The sequence below is a fragment of the Acidisphaera sp. L21 genome (genome assembly GCF_009765685.1).
Lineage (GTDB): Bacteria > Pseudomonadota > Alphaproteobacteria > Acetobacterales > Acetobacteraceae > LMUY01.
This window is the reverse complement of record NZ_LMUY01000145.1, coordinates 176259-193699: the sequence shown is the minus strand read 5'-3', so window position 1 is coordinate 193699 and position 17441 is coordinate 176259. Positions and strand designations below refer to the sequence as shown.

Annotated in this window: 18 protein-coding genes; 6 read left to right on the top strand and 12 right to left on the bottom strand. The window is 65.9% G+C overall.

The features are described 5' to 3' along the window. Window positions 1-7: 7 nt before the first annotated feature. From bamA to GSQ76_RS27345, 10 genes are all read right to left on the bottom strand, one after another. Window positions 8-2449, bottom strand: a complete 2442-nt coding sequence (bamA, locus tag GSQ76_RS27390) for an outer membrane protein assembly factor BamA (protein ID WP_256367028.1) — start codon at window positions 2447-2449, stop codon at window positions 8-10. Between the two features lie 158 nt (window positions 2450-2607). Beyond that, window positions 2608-3705: an RIP metalloprotease RseP gene (gene rseP, locus GSQ76_RS27385; RefSeq protein WP_174247416.1), complete on the bottom strand. Its 1098-nt coding sequence runs from the start codon at window positions 3703-3705 to the stop codon at window positions 2608-2610. Between the two features lie 12 nt (window positions 3706-3717). After that, window positions 3718-4887 (bottom strand): 1-deoxy-D-xylulose-5-phosphate reductoisomerase, encoded by a 1170-nt coding sequence (dxr, locus tag GSQ76_RS27380; protein WP_158747231.1) that lies wholly within the window; start codon window positions 4885-4887, stop codon window positions 3718-3720. Next, the gene (locus tag GSQ76_RS27375; RefSeq protein ID WP_254070667.1) at window positions 4884-5504 is read right to left on the bottom strand and encodes a phosphatidate cytidylyltransferase; all 621 of its coding nucleotides are present in this window, start codon (window positions 5502-5504) and stop codon (window positions 4884-4886) included. The genes dxr and GSQ76_RS27375 overlap by 4 nt, the downstream gene beginning before the upstream one ends. 40 nt (window positions 5505-5544) lie before the next feature. After that, the gene (gene uppS, locus GSQ76_RS27370) at window positions 5545-6219 is read right to left on the bottom strand and encodes a polyprenyl diphosphate synthase (protein WP_158747415.1); all 675 of its coding nucleotides are present in this window, start codon (window positions 6217-6219) and stop codon (window positions 5545-5547) included. Between the two features lie 104 nt (window positions 6220-6323). After that, the gene (frr, locus tag GSQ76_RS27365; RefSeq protein ID WP_216851335.1) at window positions 6324-6845 is read right to left on the bottom strand and encodes a ribosome recycling factor; all 522 of its coding nucleotides are present in this window, start codon (window positions 6843-6845) and stop codon (window positions 6324-6326) included. Window positions 6846-6922: 77 nt separating this feature from the next. After that, entirely contained in the window at window positions 6923-7648 is a 726-nt protein-coding gene (gene pyrH / locus GSQ76_RS27360; RefSeq protein WP_158747228.1) for a UMP kinase, read from the bottom strand. 170 nt (window positions 7649-7818) lie between these two features. After that, on the bottom strand, window positions 7819-9507 hold the full coding sequence (locus GSQ76_RS27355) for a cation acetate symporter (protein ID WP_158747227.1): 1689 nt from the start codon (window positions 9505-9507) through the stop codon (window positions 7819-7821). Then, window positions 9504-9854 carry a DUF485 domain-containing protein gene (locus GSQ76_RS27350; protein WP_158747226.1) on the bottom strand — a complete coding sequence of 117 codons (351 nt, stop codon included), beginning with the start codon at window positions 9852-9854 and terminating at the stop codon, window positions 9504-9506. Before GSQ76_RS27350 ends, GSQ76_RS27355 begins: the two co-directional genes overlap by 4 nt. Window positions 9855-10039: 185 nt before the next feature. After that, window positions 10040-10618, bottom strand: a complete 579-nt coding sequence (locus GSQ76_RS27345; RefSeq protein WP_158747225.1) for a YqaA family protein — start codon at window positions 10616-10618, stop codon at window positions 10040-10042. Window positions 10619-10716: 98 nt separating this feature from the next. Between GSQ76_RS27345 and GSQ76_RS27340 the strand changes: the two genes are divergently transcribed. Beyond that, on the top strand, window positions 10717-11196 hold the full coding sequence (locus GSQ76_RS27340) for a hypothetical protein (RefSeq protein WP_158747224.1): 480 nt from the start codon (window positions 10717-10719) through the stop codon (window positions 11194-11196). Between the two features lie 3 nt (window positions 11197-11199). Here GSQ76_RS27340 and GSQ76_RS27335 read toward each other — a convergent pair whose 3' ends face one another. Both GSQ76_RS27335 and GSQ76_RS27330 read right to left on the bottom strand, forming a co-directional pair. Then, a complete protein-coding gene (locus GSQ76_RS27335) occupies window positions 11200-12534 on the bottom strand; it encodes an ATP-binding protein (protein ID WP_254070666.1) in 1335 nt (444 codons plus the stop codon). A gap of 11 nt (window positions 12535-12545) precedes the next feature. Beyond that, entirely contained in the window at window positions 12546-13262 is a 717-nt protein-coding gene (locus GSQ76_RS27330) for a response regulator (RefSeq protein ID WP_158747223.1), read from the bottom strand. 127 nt (window positions 13263-13389) lie between these two features. On the opposite strand from GSQ76_RS27330, the gene GSQ76_RS27325 reads away from it, so the two are divergent. Genes GSQ76_RS27325 through GSQ76_RS27305 form a run of 5 tightly spaced genes read left to right on the top strand, consistent with a single transcriptional unit; the run spans window position 13390 to window position 17441 of the window. Continuing rightward, the gene (locus GSQ76_RS27325; RefSeq protein WP_158747222.1) at window positions 13390-13872 is read left to right on the top strand and encodes a hypothetical protein; all 483 of its coding nucleotides are present in this window, start codon (window positions 13390-13392) and stop codon (window positions 13870-13872) included. A gap of 33 nt (window positions 13873-13905) precedes the next feature. Further along, window positions 13906-14547 (top strand): DNA-3-methyladenine glycosylase, encoded by a 642-nt coding sequence (locus tag GSQ76_RS27320; protein ID WP_158747221.1) that lies wholly within the window; start codon window positions 13906-13908, stop codon window positions 14545-14547. A 34-nt stretch (window positions 14548-14581) separates the two neighbouring features. Continuing rightward, on the top strand, window positions 14582-15688 hold the full coding sequence (locus tag GSQ76_RS27315; protein WP_158747220.1) for a hypothetical protein: 1107 nt from the start codon (window positions 14582-14584) through the stop codon (window positions 15686-15688). Beyond that, window positions 15682-16905, top strand: coding sequence for a hypothetical protein (locus GSQ76_RS27310; RefSeq protein ID WP_158747219.1), 1224 nt, complete (start codon window positions 15682-15684; stop codon window positions 16903-16905). Before GSQ76_RS27315 ends, GSQ76_RS27310 begins: the two co-directional genes overlap by 7 nt. A 50-nt stretch (window positions 16906-16955) precedes the next feature. Further along, on the top strand, window positions 16956-17441 hold the full coding sequence (locus GSQ76_RS27305; protein WP_158747218.1) for a GNAT family N-acetyltransferase: 486 nt from the start codon (window positions 16956-16958) through the stop codon (window positions 17439-17441).

Genomic DNA, 17441 nt, shown 5'->3' with positions numbered 1-17441 from the left:
ATTCAATTCAGAACCTCGTGCCGAAGCCGAACCGGAAGAACTGGGTCTGGTCATACTTCTTTTTGACCACAGCCTGCGCCAGGTCGATGTTGATCAAGCCGAACGGTGTCTTCCAAGAAACGCCCACACCCGTGCCGACGCGGGGGGATAGGCTGTCCGCGCCGACGATCTTCTGCGTGACGCCGCCCTGGATCGGGTTGCCATAGAAGTCGCGGGCAAACTGCGCCCCTTGCGAGCTCACCTGGCTCAGCCCACCCACGTCCACAAAGGCACGACCTGACAAGCCCAGATCGGCCGAGATCGGCAGGGGAAAGCGGAGCTCGGTAGACTGCGTGTAGATGAAGTTGCCGCCCACGCTGTCGGCACCGAAGATGATGCCGCCAGCCTGAATCGGAACCGAGTGCGGACCGGCGCCACCGGATTGGAAGCCACGCAAATTGTCGCCGCCCAGGAAGAACCGGTCGATGATGTTTTCGGTGTGGTTGCCAATCGAATTCAGGTAGCCGGCGCCGGCGGAGATCGCGATGCCCCAGTCGCTGTCGCCGGTAAACCGCTCCAACGGGATGTAGTACGTGCCGTCCAGCTTGTTACGCACATAATGCGCCGTGCCGCCGAGGCCCGCTACGTCCAACCCATACCGGATGACGAACCCGGTATGCGGATCGGTCTGGCTGTCTCGATAGTCGAGCGTGAGCGTCTGGCCGATCTGCGACAGCAGCGTGCCGCCGGCCTCGTTCTGGACATACAAGCTGGCGTCGTTGGTGACGTCGTACACGTTGCGATCAACCAGCGAGTAAGCCAGCGCCTGCCGCAAATGGTCGTTGATCTCGTAGCCCAAGCGCAGGGAGAACCCCGTCCGACGCTCGTTATAGTTCGAGATCGACTGGTTGTTGTTTTCGACATGGAACACGTCCACGCCGGCAACCAGGTTCTGGTCCAGGAAGTATGGGTCGGTGGCGGAGAAGTTGATCTCCGACCGCTTCTGCGCGAGCACGCCCGACAGGCTGGCATCGATGCCGGTGCCGATCAGGTTCTTCTCACGCAAACCCGCGCTCAACAACGCGCCGGCGTCGGTGGAGAACCCACCGCCAAGGCTGAGCTCGCCGGTCGCCTTCTCGTCCACCGCGGCCGTCACGATCGCCTTGTCCGGGGTGCTGCCCGGCGCGGAGGTGATGTTGACCGTGTTGAAATAACCCAGATCGTTCAACCGCTGGCGCGAGCGGCGAATGGCAGCCGCATTGAACGCGTCGCCTTCCGCAAGCTGCAGTTCGCGACGGATCACCTTGTCCTTGGTGCGGGTGTTACCCTGGATGTCGATGCGCTCGACGAAAATCCGCGGGCCTTCCGTCACGTCGAACACGAGATCGACCGTATGCTTGGCGGCGTCGCGCGCAATACGGGGCCGCACGAGCACAAAGTTGTAGCCCCGCGCCTGGGCCGCGTCCTGCAGCGCCGTCACCGAACGCTCGACGGCCTCACCGTCATAGATCTCGCCCTTCTGCTGCTCGACATACTGCAGCAGGTCGGCGCCGTTCAGGTTGCGCAGCTTGGAGTCGATGCTGATCGAGCCGACGGAGTATTGCGCGCCCTCGGTCATGGTGAAGGTGACGAAGAAGGAGGAGCGATCCGGCGCCAACTCGGCCGTGGCGTTCTTCACCTCGAAATCGGTGTAGCCATTCTTCAGGTAGAAACGGCGCAGCAATTCCTTGTCGTAGTCGATGCGCGCCGGGTCATAGGTGTCGCTGCTGGAGAGGAAGCGGTAGAACGCCTGCTCACGCGAGCTGATGATTTCACGCAGGCGGCTCTCGCTGAAGGCGCGGTTGCCGACGAAGCTGATCTTGCTGACCAGGGTCGCCGAACCCTCGTTGATCTCGAAAATGACGTCGACGCGGTTCTGGTCGAGGCGGACGATCTTCGGCTCGACCGTGGTGCCGAAACGGCCGCGCTTGGCATACGCGTCCAAGATCTTCTGCCGGTCGGATTGCGCTAGATCAGATGTGAAAACCGCGCGGGGACGCAGGTCCATCAAGGGTCGCAGCGTGGTGTCGACGATCTTGTGGTTGCCCTCGAACGCGATGCGATTGACGATCGGGTTCTCGACCACCTTGACGACCAGGTTCTGGCCATCCCGGGTGATGGACACGTCCTTGAACAGGCCGGTGGCGTAAAGCGTCTTCAGGCTGCGGTCGATCCGGTCGGGGTCAAACGCATCGCCGGGCTGGACAAGCATATACGACTGGATTGTACCAGGTTCGATCCGCTGGTTTCCGGTCACCTTGATGGCCGCGATCCCGGCGCCCGACCGAATGGGTGCGCGCGTTGGGGAACGCGCCGCCGCTTGGCGCGTCGCGTTGGCACGACGGGTCTGCGCCTGGGCCCCGTCGGTATGAACCATCGGAAGCGTCGCGATGCAGACGGTGGTGAGTAGCATAAGGCGTATACGGGACAACGGCTTTAATCCCCCCGGGACGGGCGCTTGTAGGCAGACATTGCCCGGTCGCCAAGACCATCGCACCACCAACTCGTCATACGTGGCACCATAGACACGGCGCCCGCGCCGCAACAACCGGTCTTAAGCACCGGGCGCGCGTCCCGTTTACCGCGATTTCACCCCATTAACCCGGCTACCCAGTGAAAGAGACCAAAGCTGGTTAGGTCATTCCATGTCACAAAAAGAAACAAGCAGGCGATCAATGCCAGGCCTGCGCGAAAGCCATATTCCTGTGCCCGCGCCGGCAGCGGCCGGCCCCGCAGGGCCTCCAGCGCGTAGAACACCAGGTGACCGCCATCCAGGATGGGGATCGGGAACAAGTTGATCAGCCCCAGGTTCACCGACAGCAACGCGATGAAAGAGACCAGGCTGCCAATGCCGTTCTGCGCTACCTGCCCCGATAGCTGAGCAATCTTCAGCGGGCCGCCGAGGCCTGAGGTGCCGCGCTGCCCAACGATGATCTGCCAAACGCCGACCAGCGTCTGCACTGCGACGTCCCACACATGGGTCACGCCATCGACCACGGCGCCCACTGGGCCGACCGGCCGCAACGCCCCGCCGATCCCCAGGACGCCCAGCTTGCCACCGCCACCGTCGTCGACAGAGGCGGGTACAACCGCCAGCGTCGCCGGAGCGCCATCCCGTAGGATCTGCACCTGCAGCGGCTTGCCGGGGCTGACTGAGATAATGCGAACGATGTCTTCGAAGTTGTTGATTTTACGATCGTTGATCTGCACGATGTGGTCGCCAGACTTGAACCCCGCGCTTGCCGCGGGAGAGTTCGCCATCACCTGCTGGACTACAGGATCCCCAGGCTCGCCCTGGATGGCGAACATCACGCTGAACAACACTGCCGCCAGCAGGAAGTTAGCGACCGGGCCGGCTGCGACAACGATGGCCCGGGACACGACGGATTTCTCGTGGAACGTGCGACCGTGCTGCCACCCGGCACGCACTTCGTCCGATACATCTTCCGGCCGTTCCTGGCCGTGCAACTTCACATAGCCACCAAGGGGCAGCCAGCACAGCCGCCATTCGGTGCCGACGCGATCGGTCCAACGGGCAAACGGCTTGCCGAAGCCGATGGAGAATGCCTCCACATGCACGCCGCGCCAGCGGGCGGCGAGGTAGTGACCCATCTCGTGGATGAACACCAACACGCCGAGGACGACGAGGAAGGAGATAACGGTCCGTAATGCGTCGGGCAAAATCATCATTCCGAATTCCTACGCAGCCGGGCGCGCGCTGGTGTTCACGACGTGCTCTGCCGCAAGCCGGCGGCCGGTCTGGTCCAATGCCATAACCTCCTCCAGCGACGTGGCGTGTGGTGCGCCCATCTGGTCCAGCACGGCCTCGACAATCCCGGCGATGTCCAAAAAGCCGATGCGACGGTCGAGGAAGGCGGCCACCGCCACTTCATTGGCAGCATTCAGGATTGTGGGTGCGCCACCGCCCGCTCGCAAGGCATCGCGGGATAGGCGGAGAGCGGGGAACCGAACCATATCAGGATCCTCGAACTCCAGCTTGGCGACCTTGGCCAGGTTTAGCCGGGGCGAGTTGGTGGACAGACGCTCCGGCCAAGCCAGGGTGTGGGCGATGGGGATGCGCATATCCGGGCTGCCCAGCTGCGCCAATACGCTGCCGTCACTGTAGCAGACCATGCCGTGCACCACCGATTGCGGGTGGATCAGCACGTCCACCTGCGATTCTGGCAGATCGAACAGGCGTGCGGCCTCGATCAGTTCCAGCCCTTTATTGAACATGGTCGCCGAATCGATGCTGATCTTGGCACCCATCGACCAAACGGGGTGGCGCAGGGCGGCCTCGGGCGTGGCGGCCTTCATCTCCGCGAGCGTCGCGGTGCGAAACGGACCACCAGATGCGGTGAGCACGATGCGCTCCACTGCGCGGCCATTCTGCTCGGCCATCGCCTGGAAGATCGCGTTATGCTCGGAATCGACCGGCAGCAGCGTCGCGCCCGCGTCGCGAACAGCCTGCAGCATGATCTCCCCGGCGCAGACCAGCGCCTCCTTGTTGGCGAACGCGATAGCGCCGCCACGGCGGATCGCCGCCAGGGTCGAGGGCAACCCGGCCGCCCCGGTAATCGCCGCCATAGTCCAGTCGACCGGAATGGAAGCCGCCTCCGTCACCGCATCGTTGCCGGACGCGACGCGGATCGGATGGCCCGACAAGGCCTCGGTCAGCGCTGCATGCTGTGTTGGGTCGCCGATCACAGCCAAGTCGGCACCAAGGGCAATGGCCTGCTGCGCGAGCACGGCCACATTCCGCCCACCCGTGAGGCAGCGGACCTGGAACCGGTCGCGATGGGAAAGCAGCAAATCAACCGTGCTGCACCCGACGCTACCGGTGCTGCCCAACACGCTAATGCTTCTCATGGCCGGGGCAACCCGGTTTGGGAAATCGCGGCGAACGCGGCCAGAGCCAGCCCGGCGACCAGCGCTGCGGCCATCAAACCATCCAGCCGATCGAGCATGCCGCCATGGCCGGGGATGAGCCGGCCCGAATCCTTCACCTTATAATGGCGCTTCACAGCACTCTCACCCAAATCACCCAATTGGGACGCCACGCCGAGGATCGCCGCAGCCAACCCGGCCCAAACGCTCAGTCCCGCTATCACAATTCCTCCCGCTATCGCCGCCGCCAAGCCGCCAACAGCGCCGCTCCAGGTTTTACCCGGGGAAATCGAGGGTGCCAAACGGCGCCCTCCGATCAGGCGGCCGGCCACGTAGGCGCCGATATCACTGCACCAAACAACAATAAGAATGAAAAATACGCCGCGCGCGCCCAAGATATCGCTCACGGCCCATAGCGCGGCCAGGGCAGCGGCGGCGTATAGCACGCCCAGGGCCAGCGGAATCGGGTGGCGGCGGCACATGACCGCCCACTCCCAAACCACGCCGGCAAAGCCCACCAGCAGCATCACCGCCAGCGGCCAGCCGCCGAGCCATGCGCATAGCAGGACGAGTGGGCCTAGGACCGATGCCGAAACCACACGCAGCCGCAGGTCCGCCCAACGCGACCCTTTCGCTTGCTCAGCCAGGACGGGCCCCGAACCGCCGTTCGCGGCGGCTGAACTCGGCCAGGGCAGCGGCGAACTCGGCCGGCCCGAAATCCGGCCATAGCACGTCGGTGAAGACCAGTTCGGCATAGGCCGACTGCCACAGCAGGAAGTTGCTCAGCCGGTGCTCCCCGCTGGTGCGAATGACCAGGTCCGGGTCGGGCATTCCGGCAGTGGAGAGCAGCCGGGCAAACGCCGTCTCGTCCAGATCGGCAAGGTTTAACGTGCCGTCGCGCACCGCTTCGGCCGCCAGGCGGGCCGCTGCCACGATCTCGGACCGGGCGCCGTAGGACAAGGCGACGTTCAGGTTGAGCCGGCTGTTCGCCCTTGTCTCGGCCTCGGCCCGGTCCAGATCGGCGCAGATATCGGCGTCGAACCGGTTGCGGTCACCCAGGATCCGCAGTCGGACACCCTGGGCTTTCAACTCGGCCAGTTCCTGGCGGATATAGTGGCGCAGCAGCCCAGTGAGGTCGAGGACCTCTGCCTGCGGGCGGCGCCAATTCTCGCTACTGAAGGCGTAAAGCGTCAGCCAACCGACCCCGCTCTCAATTGCGGCCTCGATCGTGCGGCGGACCGCCTGGGCCCCCGCCCGATGACCGGCGATCCGCGGCAGCCCCCGCCCAGTGGCCCAGCGCCCATTGCCATCCATAATAATGGCGACATGGACGGGCACTGGGAGCGCTGCTGCCTCCAATGTGGCACGATTGGGCTGCACGTTCACTTCGGACCCCGCTCCTCAGTTACGATGCCGACCTATACCTGCTTGATCTCGCGCTCTTTGTCGACGAGGGCCTCGTCGATGCGCTTGATGTACTGATCGGTTAGCTTCTGCACGTCTTCGGACCAGGTCTTCGCTTCATCCTCGCCGATCTCGTGCTTCTTCTCGGCCGCCTTGATCTGCTCCATCCCGTCGCGGCGCACGCCGCGCACGGCGACACGAGCGCCCTCGCCGTAACGACCAGCGGCCTTGGCCAATTCTACACGCCGCTCCGCCGTCAGCTGCGGAATGGGAACGCGTACCGTCTGACCATCCGACGCCGGGTTGAGGCCGAGCCCGGAGTCCCGGATCGCACGCTCGACCGCGCCAACCAGCGTCTTATCCCAGACCTGCACGGTAATCATGCGGGATTCCGGCACGCCGATCGTGCCCACCTGGGTGATGGGGACCTCGGAGCCATAGGCCTCCACCTTCACGGGCTCCAGCAGTGCCGGGCTGGCGCGACCTGTGCGCAGGCCGGCGAAATCGCGGCGCAGCGTTTCGATCGCGCCGTCCATACGGCGGGCGAGGTCAGTCTTCAGAACAGTCAGATCGGCAGGCACGATTGCACCTCGTTACAAGTCAGTCCCAACTCTTAGGACTTTTCGATGATAGTAGTGAATCGCCCCTCACCGCGCATCACTTGGGCGAAGGCGCCGGCGGCGTGGATGTTGAACACGACGATCGGCAGCCCGTTCTCACGTGCCACGCTGATCGCGGCGGCGTCCATCACGGCCAAATCGCGGGCCAGCACATCGTGATAGGTCAGTTCCTCATACCGCTCCGCATCCGGGTCCTTCCGCGGGTCCGCGGCATAGACGCCATCGACCTGCGTGCCCTTCAGCAGCATGTCGCAGTTCATTTCGACGGCACGCAAGGCAGCCGCCGTGTCGGTGGTGAAGAACGGATTACCGGTGCCGGCCGCGAAAATCACGCAGCGGCCCTTCTCCATATGGCGCATTGCCCGGCGCCGAATATACGGCTCGCACACGCTGGCCATGGGGATGGCGGACTGGACCCGGGTTGGAACACCCAGCTTTTCCAACGCGTTCTGCACACCCAGCGCGTTCATAACGGTCGCAATCATACCCATGTAGTCGGCCTGGGCACGGTCCATCCCCCTGGCAGCGGCAGAGATGCCGCGGAAGATGTTGCCGCCGCCAATGACGAGGCACACCTCGTGCCCCAGGGCGATGACGTCTTTTACGTCGGTGGCGATCCGCAGCAAGGTGTCGCTGTCGAGGCCATACTCGCGAGTGCCCATCAGGGCCTCGCCAGACACCTTCAGAAGCACCCTCTTATGGGTCGAATCGTCGGTCATGGCGTTCCCCAAATGTGGCGGTGGATCGTGGCGGGCGCACCCTAGTGATACGGGCACGACGTCACAAGCACGCTCCCACAGAACGGCCCAATATCGGTTAATTCAGGGCGCCGATTCGGCAAGGTGGAGAGGCGGCGCGGGAACACGCCGCCCCTTCCGTAGCGGTCCGGCTAGTGCGCGGTGGCACCCTCCGCCCCGATACCGGTCTGGGACCGTAGATATTGCGCCTCGAATCGGGCGGCTTCGATCCGCGCCTGGTCGCTCGACTTGTCCATCACCGAGACGACGTAGCAGGCGATGAAGGCGAGCGGCATCGAGAAGATGGCAGGCGCATTGTACGGGAATATCCCGGCCGGGAAGCCCAGCACGTCGCGCCAGATCGACGGGCTGAGCACGGTAAGCGTGAACGCCACGATCAGCCCCAGCCAGCCGCCGACCGCGGCCCCCTTCGTCGTCAGCCCCTTCCAGTACATAGACAGCAGCAGAACGGGGAAGTTGCAGGAGGCCGCGATGGCAAAGGCGAGGCCGACCATGAAGGCGACGTTCACCTTCTCGAACGCCGCACCCAGCAGGATCGCCACCACACCCAGCGCGACCGTGGCCCACTTGGACACTCGCACCTCCGACCCGTCGCTTACCCGGCCACGCCGTATCACGCTGGCATACAGATCGTGGCTGATGGCGCTGGCGCCGGACAAGGTCAGCCCCGACACCACAGCCAGGATGGTCGCGAACGCCACGGCGGAGATGAAGCCGAACAGCGCGTCACCGCCCACCGCACGGGCCAGATGGATCGCCGGCATGTTGCCGCCGCCCTTCAGCGCCGCCGCCGCTGTGAAGCCGCCCGCTGCGGGGTTGGCGGCGTAATCCATGTTCGTCCCCACCAGCACGATCGCGCCGAAGCCGATGATGAAGGTCAGGATGTAAAAATAGCCGATCAGCCCGGTGGCGTAGAACACGCTCTTTCGCGCAGCCCGCGCATCCCGAACGGTAAAGAAGCGCATCAGGATATGCGGCAACCCAGCCGTGCCGAACATCAGCGCCAGCCCGAGCGACACGGTGCCGATCGAGTCGGACACGAAGGCGCCCGGCGCCATGATGGCGGCGTGCTTTGGATGCACCTCGACCGCCTTGGCAAACAGGGCCAGCGGGCTCCAGCCAAACTGGGACAGCACCGCGCCCGCCATGAAGGTGGCGCCACCCAGCAGCATCACCGCCTTGATGATCTGCACCCAGGTGGTGGCCAACATGCCGCCGAAGGTCACGTAGCAGACCATCAGCACGCCCACGAGCACGACGGCGTAGAGATAGTCGAGCCCGAACAACAGCTTGATCAACTGCCCGGCGCCGACCATCTGCGCGATCAGGTAGAACGCCACCACCACCAGCGTGCCGCTGGCCGACAGGATCCGCATCGGCGTCGCCTGCAGTCGGTAGGAAACGACGTCGGCAAAGGTGTATTTGCCCAGGTTGCGCAGCCGCTCCGCCATCAGGAACATCACGATCGGCCAGCCGACCAGGAAGCCGATGGAGTAGATTAGCCCGTCATACCCGTTGGAATAGACCAGGGCCGCGATGCCCAGGAACGATGCCGCGGACATGAAGTCGCCCGCGATCGCCAGGCCGTTCTGCAGCCCGGTGATGCCGCCGCCGGCGGCGTAGAAATCCGCGGTCGATTTGGTGCGCCGGGCTGCCCAGTAGGTGATGACCAGGGTCATGCCGACGAAGATCAGGAACAGGACGATCGCCACCACGTTCAGCGGCTGCTTGTCCGCCTGGCCCAGATCGGGACCGGCCGCGTGTGCCGCACCGGCGATCAGCGTGAAGACGGCGCCCAGCAGGATCCGGAATGGGATCATCGCAGCGTCTCCACCAGGCGGCCGCCGACCGTGACGGTCGAACGCCTGGAATGGCCGACCACTTCGGCCGTCAGCCGGTCGAACTCCGAATTGGCGCGGGCGACGTAAATCCCCGTCAGCACCACCGCCGCCACAATCACGCCCAGGCCCAACGGAAAGGCCAAGGTCAACGGTCCCTCGCCGATCTGCTTGGCAACAATCGCGTGGTCGAACGCCACCAGGAAAATAAATCCGAGATAGATCACCAGCATCAGAATGGTCAGCGACCAACTGAAATTGCTGCGCTTGCGTTCCAATTCGAGGAAAGCAGGATCGTTCCGGATACGGGCCACTTCAATCGCGTCCATATCGATACCCCCCATCGAGCGGCCATTTCCCGGCCGTCTCGTCTTTGTTTCTCTCGCGCTGACGAATCGCGGTCCTAGCGGCCGCGATCACGCATCACGTGAATGCTCAGGTTCAAGTGTTTCGAATTGTTTTGCAAGCTAATTGCGCCCGAACCGGCCCAATCCAGGCCCATGCCACCGCCGGGTCAGACGTATCGGATCAGCCCGAAGCCCAGCACCGCCAGCACCGCCGTCGCGATCAGGATCCAGGGCAGGCGACGGTCGATGAACACGCGCGCCTGGTCGCCGAACGCCATCAGCAACCCGGCCTCCAGAAAGAACCGCACGCCACGGGTGACGGCGCTGGCCACCACGAAGGTGACGAAATCGAATTTTGCCGCCCCTGAGGCGATGGTGATGATCTTGTATGGGATCGGCAGCAGCCCCTTGATGAGGATGATCCACAAGCCAACCTGCGCGAACCGGTCCTGAAACGCGGTATAGGCGGCCTCGTAATGGTACAGTGCCAGCAACGGCCGGGCGACCTGCTCGAACAGGGCGTAGCCGATCCAGTATCCCAGCATCCCGCCGGCGACGCTGGCGACCGTCGTGATCAAGGCGTAGCGCAAGGCCCGGTCGGGGCGGGCCAACGCCATCGGGATCAGCAGCGCGTCCGGCGGCACTGGAAAAAAGCTGCTTTCGGCAAACGCCACGACGGCCAGCCAAACCGGCGCAAACGGGCTCGCGGCAAGCAGAAGCACGCGTTGGTACAGATTTCGGAGCATGGGCCGACCCATGGCACGTGGACGTGCGCGCATCAACGGCTGGCCCCCGTCCGGGCGCCCCGCTACGATGCGGGATTACTACCACCCCGAGGTTCTCTATGCGCCGTGCCGCCGTTCCGCTGGCCCTGCTTTTGCTGACCAGCACCGCCTTTGCCCAAACCCGGCAGCGGCCCGAGCCCGGGCATCGTGCCCCCGCCTCCAGCGCCCCGGGCCAGCGCGCGCCGGCCGCGGGTGCGCCACCCCATGCCTGGCTGTTCGGCGTCTGGACCGGGGGGCTGTTCCCGGTGCTGGACGGCATGTCGACGCAGGACTGCAAGGCGCAACCGACCGTCGTGTTCGGCCGCGACTCGGTGGGCCACGCAACGCTGTTGGGAACGCAAATCGTCCAGCGTGTGATCGAGACGGTGCGCACCACGCCAACCGGCGCCGAATTCCGGTTCACGCCGGGTGAGGATGCTAGCGACACGTTCGGCTGCGAAGACCCGAACGTCCTGCACGTCGATCGTGGCGCGCCCGACACGGTGACGTTCCCCAATTGCAGCGCCTTTCCCTATCCGCTGCATCGCTGCGGCGCGTAGCGTCTAGACCGGCAGCGTCACCAGGGCCCGTATGCCGCCTCCGGGGCGGTTGGTCAGAACCACGTCGCCGCCATGGGCGCGGAGGATATTGCGGGAGATTGGCAGGCCCAGCCCAGTGCCGCCGGTTTCCCGGTTCCGGCTCGGCTCCAGCCGGTGAAACGGCTCGAACACCCGTTCTAGCTCGCTTGCCGGGATGCCCGGCCCGGTATCCTCCACCATCACCGACACAGCGCCCTCCTGCGGGGGCGCCAAACTCACCTGGGCACCGCCGCCGTATTTGACGGCGTTCTGCACCAGATTGGTCAGCGCCCGCTTGATCGCCACCGGCCGGGCGCGCACCACCTGGTGGTCCGGCCCGGTGAAGCTGATCGCCTCCGCCGCATCGGGATGAGCGTCGCCCGCTTCGTCCAGGATGGTGCGTAGCAGTTCGACCAGGTCGAGCGGGGTGGGCGGCTCGGCATTGGCGTCGTCCCGCCCGAAGGCCAGCGTAGCCGCGACCATCGCCTCCAACTCGTCCAGGTCTGCCAGCATCTTCCGCTGCTGCTCCTCGTCATCCATCCACTCGGCCCGCAGTTTCAGCCGGGTGATGGGGGTGCGCAGATCGTGGCCGATCGCGGTCAGTAGGAAGGTCCGGTCGCGAACGAAGCGGCGAATGCGCTCCGCCATGATATTGAACGCGCGCGCCGCCTTCACGGCCTCCGCCGTGCCCTGCTCGGGCAAGGGTGGGGAATTTACATCCATGCCCAGCCGCTCCGCCGCGGCCGCCAGGTCGCGCATCGGCGCACTGAATTGCCGCACCGCCCAGATCACCGGCACCGCCGCCGCCAGCGTCATCAGCAGGAAGGATACGAGGAACGTTTCCGACAGGAACGGCAGAAACCGGCCGATGGTCACGCGAACATTCAGCCACTCACCGTCCGGCAGCCGCATGCTCACCAGCAAACGCCGTTGGGAGGGGACGCCACGCACCAGAAGCTCCCGCCAGCGCATGCCCTGCGGAATGGGGGCGAACTGCATGCTGATGCGGATTGCCCGCTGCACCGGCGGCGGTGCCGGCTCCAGATCGCTGGTGGCCGGGCCCGCATCCAGCGTGGCCGCGAAATCCGACGCCTCATCCAGCCCGCGCAACCCGGCCTGCCGCTCATCCGGGGCCGACATCACGACCGACCGGTAGACGTTGCTGACACGCAGGCCGAGCGACTGCGCCTCCGCCAGTCGCAGCAGGTCGATCCGGTCCAGCGTATAGATCAGCAGGCCCCCGCCCTGGACCAGCGCCAGGCCAGCCAGCAGAACAAGCGCCGTCCGATTGGCCAGGCTATGCGGCCAGATAAGCCTCACCCAACGCTGAATCACGCCCGCTGAACGTCCGCCGCTAGGACATAGCCGCCACCACGCACGGTTTTGATCAGCTGCGCCTGGCGGCCGTCATCCTCCAGCTTGCGACGCAGCCGGCTGATGGCGACGTCGATCGCACGGTCGAACGGGCCAGCCTGCCGGCCGCGCAACAGGTCCAGCAGCATATCGCGCGTCAGCACACGATTGGCCCGCTCCACCAGCGCCACCAGCAGGTCGTATTCGCCGCCGGTCAGCGGCACCTCGACCCCTTCCGGGTTCAGCAGGCGGCGGCGCGCCGGTTCCAACGTCCAGCCGGCGAAGCGCAGCGCGGCGGCATCGTCGGTGCGGCGGCCAGTGCGATCGGCGGTGCGGCGTAGCACGGCGCGCATACGGGCCAGCAGTTCCCGCGGGTTGAACGGCTTGGGCACGTAATCGTCGGCGCCCAGTTCGAGACCGATGATGCGGTCCGTCTCCTCACCCATCGCGGTCAAGATCACGATCGGCACGTCGCCCTGGGATCGCATCCAGCGCGCTAGGTCCAATCCGCCCTCACCCGGCAGCATCAGGTCCAGCACGACGAGCTGGAAATGGCCGGTCGGCCAGGCCCGCCTTGCCTCGCGCCCATCGCGCACGGCAGTGACGCGAAACCGGTGTCGCTCCAGGAACCGCGCCAACAGGTCGCGGATCTCCCGATCGTCGTCCACCACCAAGATATGCGGCATCGTTTCCATTCGGACACCATACAAGGGAGAATCCCAGTGCGGGAGGCGGCGTTGCAATTGGTTGCATTTCGCCGCGCTCCGGCCTTGTTCGGCTTGGCAAGGTGACGGCGTTCAACTCCAGTCGGACCAATATACAATGCGCAAGACGATCATGCTCGCTCTCGTTGCCGGCAGCCTGGCCGCTGGCGGTGGGATTGCCGCCGTGGCGACCGAGGCGCACGCACAGGGCGCGCCGCCCGCCGCCGCCCCAGCTGCCGACGATGCCACCATGCCGGGGGGCGCCGGGCCGGGAATGCACCGGCCGCCCATGGGCTTCATGGGTCATGGCCCGATGGGGGGTGCTGATCGTGGCCCCATGGGCCGTATGCATGGCGGCATGATGCGCCGGATGCGCGCCTTCGCGCTGATCTACCCGGTGGCGGACCGGAATCTGTCCGGCGCCGACGTGCAGAAGATCGCCGAGGCGTTCCTGCTGTTCAACGGCAATCACACATGGAAAGTGACAGAGGTGAAGGAGGAGCCAAACCGCGTCACCTTTGCCCTCGCAACGCCCGATGGCACCGCCATCGCCCATTTCGCGATGGACCGCCACACCGCCCGCCCCCAACGGCTGAACTAGCGGCTGCGGGCGATGGTGGCGTAGCGTTGCCGGGTGACCCTGCCCGACAACGCCCGCGCGGCCATCGCCCAGCTTCTTCTCCTCGACCCGGATCTTGCCGGGATCGAGGTCGCGGCTGGGCCGCTGCCGTGGCGCACCCGCGCTGTCGGCTTTCCCGGCCTGCTGCAGGCGATCATGGGCCAGCAGATCAGCAACGCCGCTGCCGCGGCCATCTGGCGCCGCCTGGCGGCGATACCCGGCGCACTGCACCCCGCCGAGTTTCTGCTGCTGGATGACGAGGCACTCCGCGGGGCCGGCCTGTCCCGGCCGAAGATGGCGCATAGCCGTGCCCTTGCCCTCGCATTCTCGGACGGACGGCTGCATGCCGACGCACTTGCTGCGATGGATGACGAATCAGCCGTCGCCGCCTTGTCCGCCGTGCGCGGTATGGGGCGATGGACGGCCGAGGTTTATCTGCTGTTTGCCTTGGCGCGGGAGGATGTGTTTCCCGCCGGCGATTTGGCGCTGGCCGCAGCCGTCGCCGACCTGAAGGGGCTGCCAGCGCGGCCCACCCCCGTGGCACTCCGCCAGATCGCCGCTGCCTGGGCGCCACACCGTGCGCTTGCCGCCCGGCTGCTATGGCACCATTGGCGGTTCCGCACCGGGCGTCCCAGCATGGATGACCCGGCTGACTAACGGGCTGTTAATAGGCTTGCCGTAGCATCAAGCCGTGCCGAATCGTACAGCGAACCAGAGCTTTCAGCCGACGACCTTCCTGGAACGGGGGGCGTCCGTGTCATTCACCACCCCGGTGCTGGCCGGCGCCCGCGTGCGCCCGGCGGACCGGTTTGGGCTGGAGCTGATCGTTCCCAACCCGTCTGGCGGCCGCGGCGAATACATCCTGCCCTGGACCGGGCTGCGCAGTATCTGCCGCCCGACCGTCCACGACGTTCAACTGACCGAGCAGATTGCCGGGCTGCGGGGCGTGACGCCGGCGAGCATCCGCAATGCCACCCGCCATGTCGCCTCCCAAGGGCTGGCCGGACGTGCCGCGATCTCCGCCGCCAGTTCCGCGCTCGCGGAGGAGGAGGAGAGCCGGGTCTACACCAACTTCGAATTGCTGCTGCGCTTGGTACAGCAGGCCGAATTGCCGGGCACATCGACCATCCGGCCGGAGGACGAGCGACCTGCCGCGCTGGAGCAGCGCGCCCGCCGGGTGATCACGCAGATCGCGCCGCAATTGCGCCAGGATAACGAGATGATCGGCGTCGCCCTGGAAGGCCTCGCCACTCTGTTCAACCCCGTCGGGGTCGGCGCCCGCGCCACCCGCGCCCGGCTGCCGCATGCGCTGGCGTCGCTCAAGTTGATGCGCAAAGAAATGCTCGATTTCCCCTTGGACCTGGACGACCAGGTCCCCGGGCTGGTCCAGATGGTCGTCGCCACCGCGAACATGACGGTGGAATGTGTCGACGTCACACTCGGCCAGGCCCGCGCCTTGGCCGACAATCTGCTGGATTTGCTGGGCGCCTGGCGCACCGACCCTGCCGGGGTCAGCCGTCAACTGACCCGAACCGACTGGTTGATGGATGGGTGGGAACGGATATGCCGGCTTTGGTCGCGGTCCGAAAAGATCGCCGCCCGCCGCGACGCCCTGGACGAAATCGGTGCCATGCTGCCGATCATTCCGCGGGAAGCCGGCGAATGGGTCGGGTTCCATATCGAAATCGAGGCGCCACGCCGCACCCACCGCCTGGTGACCGGCCACGAGGATTGGCGCACCGGCCATCACGTGCAGGACATGATCGCGCGCAACGAAGCACTGCTCGCCGGATGCTGACACAACCCAAACCCACCGATGCCAAGGTTCGCGAGGTCGTTGCCGGGTTGGCGCAGGCGCGCGACGCCCAAATCGCCCGCGTCGTCGCCATGGTGGACGACATGCCGGACCGCGGGCAGGCCGATTCGCTCATTGCGCCGCTGCGGGGACGGTTGGCGCAGATCCGCCCGGCGCGCCCGTTCACCGTCACCCGGCTGCTGTTCAGCCCGCTCGACTCCGTCATCATCGCCGGCACGCGGTGGCGGCGTGGCGAGGTCGGCATTCCCCGCCAGGCTTTATCGGCGCTGGGCAATGCCGTCCAGGCGGCGCTGCCAAGGCTTGCCGAGATGTTGGAACCGGATGCCTGCCGCGTGGCACCGGATGATCGCCGGGCCATCGCGACGCTGGGTGGCGCGCTGTGGTCGACCGCCGCGGAAGCGATGCAGGGCATGCGCGCGCCGCCGGACTGGGCGGAAACATCCGGCCTCAAAGACGCGGATTTCACCCAACTGGTCGGCGTGATCGCGGCCATCCTGGCGGAGGCGTCGGAGATCGAGGACCTGGCGCTGTCCCGCGCGGCGCCGGGCGATGCCGCCATCCGGGCCGTGCTGTCCCGCACCGAGCCGCGCGGCGCGCTTGCGATGACGACGCTGGTGTCGGTGTTGCTAGCGCGCTTGCCCGTGCCCTCCCGCGTGCTGGCCTTGGCGGCGGAGATGCCCAGCCATGCGCGCAGCCCGGCGACCGATCGGGCGATGGACCACACGCTCGCCTCGCTGCAGGCGTCCATGGCAGACGGCGCCGCCGATAATGGTGACGCGACCGAGGCTGCGATCGAGGCCGCCCGCGTCGCCTCCCTGCTGACCGGGCTGGAAGAAACCGCGCACACCAACCCGGAGCGCCGGCGCCGCCTGGAGCAGATCCGGCGCGAGGCCGATGCGTTGTGCCGCCGCCGGTTCGACCGCGCCATGGCTAGCGCCACGTCGCAGGCTGCAGTCGCCGTGACGATTGAGGGCGGGGACGAGGCATTGGGCGCCATGGAAGCCACTGCCCGCGACCTGCGCCGGCTGGAAAGCGCCGGCCGCCGCCTTGGCAGTGGCGAGCATTACGATGCGCTGATGCAATCCCTATCTGCCCAGTTCCGCGACCACACCAACGGGCTCGGCCTGGCGGATCGCGTGCGCCTTGTGGAAATCCTCTCTGGCCCGGACGAGGCGCTGGCACTGCTGCTGTCCCAATAGGTCGCCCGGCTGGTGCGCCTGCGACGCGTTGGCTCTATCATCCCGGGATTATGTTGGAACCGATCATTTCGGGCGAAATCAGGCCAGGTAGCCCCTTACTCGCCCTGAACAATGCCCATGCTGCAGAGTTGTCTTGGCTGGACCTGGACCGGCTGCGCCATCTGGTCGGCACGGCCTATCTGGCGGCGCGGATCGGGGCGGCGGATGCGCTGCTGCTGGTGATGGACCAACACGCCGACTATGACAGTCCAAATTTCCTGTGGTTCCACGCCCGGTATTCGCGGTTCGTCTATGTCGATCGCGTCGTCATCGCGCCGGCCGCACGCGGTCGCGGCTATGCCAGGTTGTTGTATGACGCCCTGTTCGCAAAAGCAGCGGCGGATGGGTATTCGCAGGTGGTTTGCGAAGTGAACTCCGATCCGCCAAATCCAGGATCGGATGCCTTCCACGCCCGGCTGGGGTTTGCGGTCGTGGGCAGCGCCAGCATCCACGGCGGCAGCAAGACCGTGCGCTATCTGGCGCGGTCGCTGCCGTAG

Excerpts from the sequence above, each read along its gene's own strand:
- rseP (WP_174247416.1), bottom strand. The coding sequence starts at position 3,705 with ATGATTTTGCCCGACGCATTACGGACCGTTATCTCCTTCCTCGTCGTC.
- dxr (WP_158747231.1), bottom strand. The coding sequence starts at position 4,887 with ATGAGAAGCATTAGCGTGTTGGGCAGCACCGGTAGCGTCGGGTGCAGC.
- uppS (WP_158747415.1), bottom strand. The coding sequence starts at position 6,219 with ATGGATGGCAATGGGCGCTGGGCCACTGGGCGGGGGCTGCCGCGGATC.
- frr (WP_216851335.1), bottom strand. The coding sequence starts at position 6,845 with ATGGACGGCGCGATCGAAACGCTGCGCCGCGATTTCGCCGGCCTGCGC.
- pyrH (WP_158747228.1), bottom strand. The coding sequence starts at position 7,648 with ATGACCGACGATTCGACCCATAAGAGGGTGCTTCTGAAGGTGTCTGGC.
- GSQ76_RS27355 (WP_158747227.1), bottom strand. The coding sequence starts at position 9,507 with ATGATCCCATTCCGGATCCTGCTGGGCGCCGTCTTCACGCTGATCGCC.
- GSQ76_RS27350 (WP_158747226.1), bottom strand. The coding sequence starts at position 9,854 with ATGGACGCGATTGAAGTGGCCCGTATCCGGAACGATCCTGCTTTCCTC.
- GSQ76_RS27345 (WP_158747225.1), bottom strand. The coding sequence starts at position 10,618 with ATGCTCCGAAATCTGTACCAACGCGTGCTTCTGCTTGCCGCGAGCCCG.
- GSQ76_RS27340 (WP_158747224.1), top strand. The coding sequence starts at position 10,717 with ATGCGCCGTGCCGCCGTTCCGCTGGCCCTGCTTTTGCTGACCAGCACC.
- GSQ76_RS27330 (WP_158747223.1), bottom strand. The coding sequence starts at position 13,262 with ATGGAAACGATGCCGCATATCTTGGTGGTGGACGACGATCGGGAGATC.
- GSQ76_RS27325 (WP_158747222.1), top strand. The coding sequence starts at position 13,390 with ATGCGCAAGACGATCATGCTCGCTCTCGTTGCCGGCAGCCTGGCCGCT.
- GSQ76_RS27310 (WP_158747219.1), top strand. The coding sequence starts at position 15,682 with ATGCTGACACAACCCAAACCCACCGATGCCAAGGTTCGCGAGGTCGTT.
- GSQ76_RS27305 (WP_158747218.1), top strand. The coding sequence starts at position 16,956 with ATGTTGGAACCGATCATTTCGGGCGAAATCAGGCCAGGTAGCCCCTTA.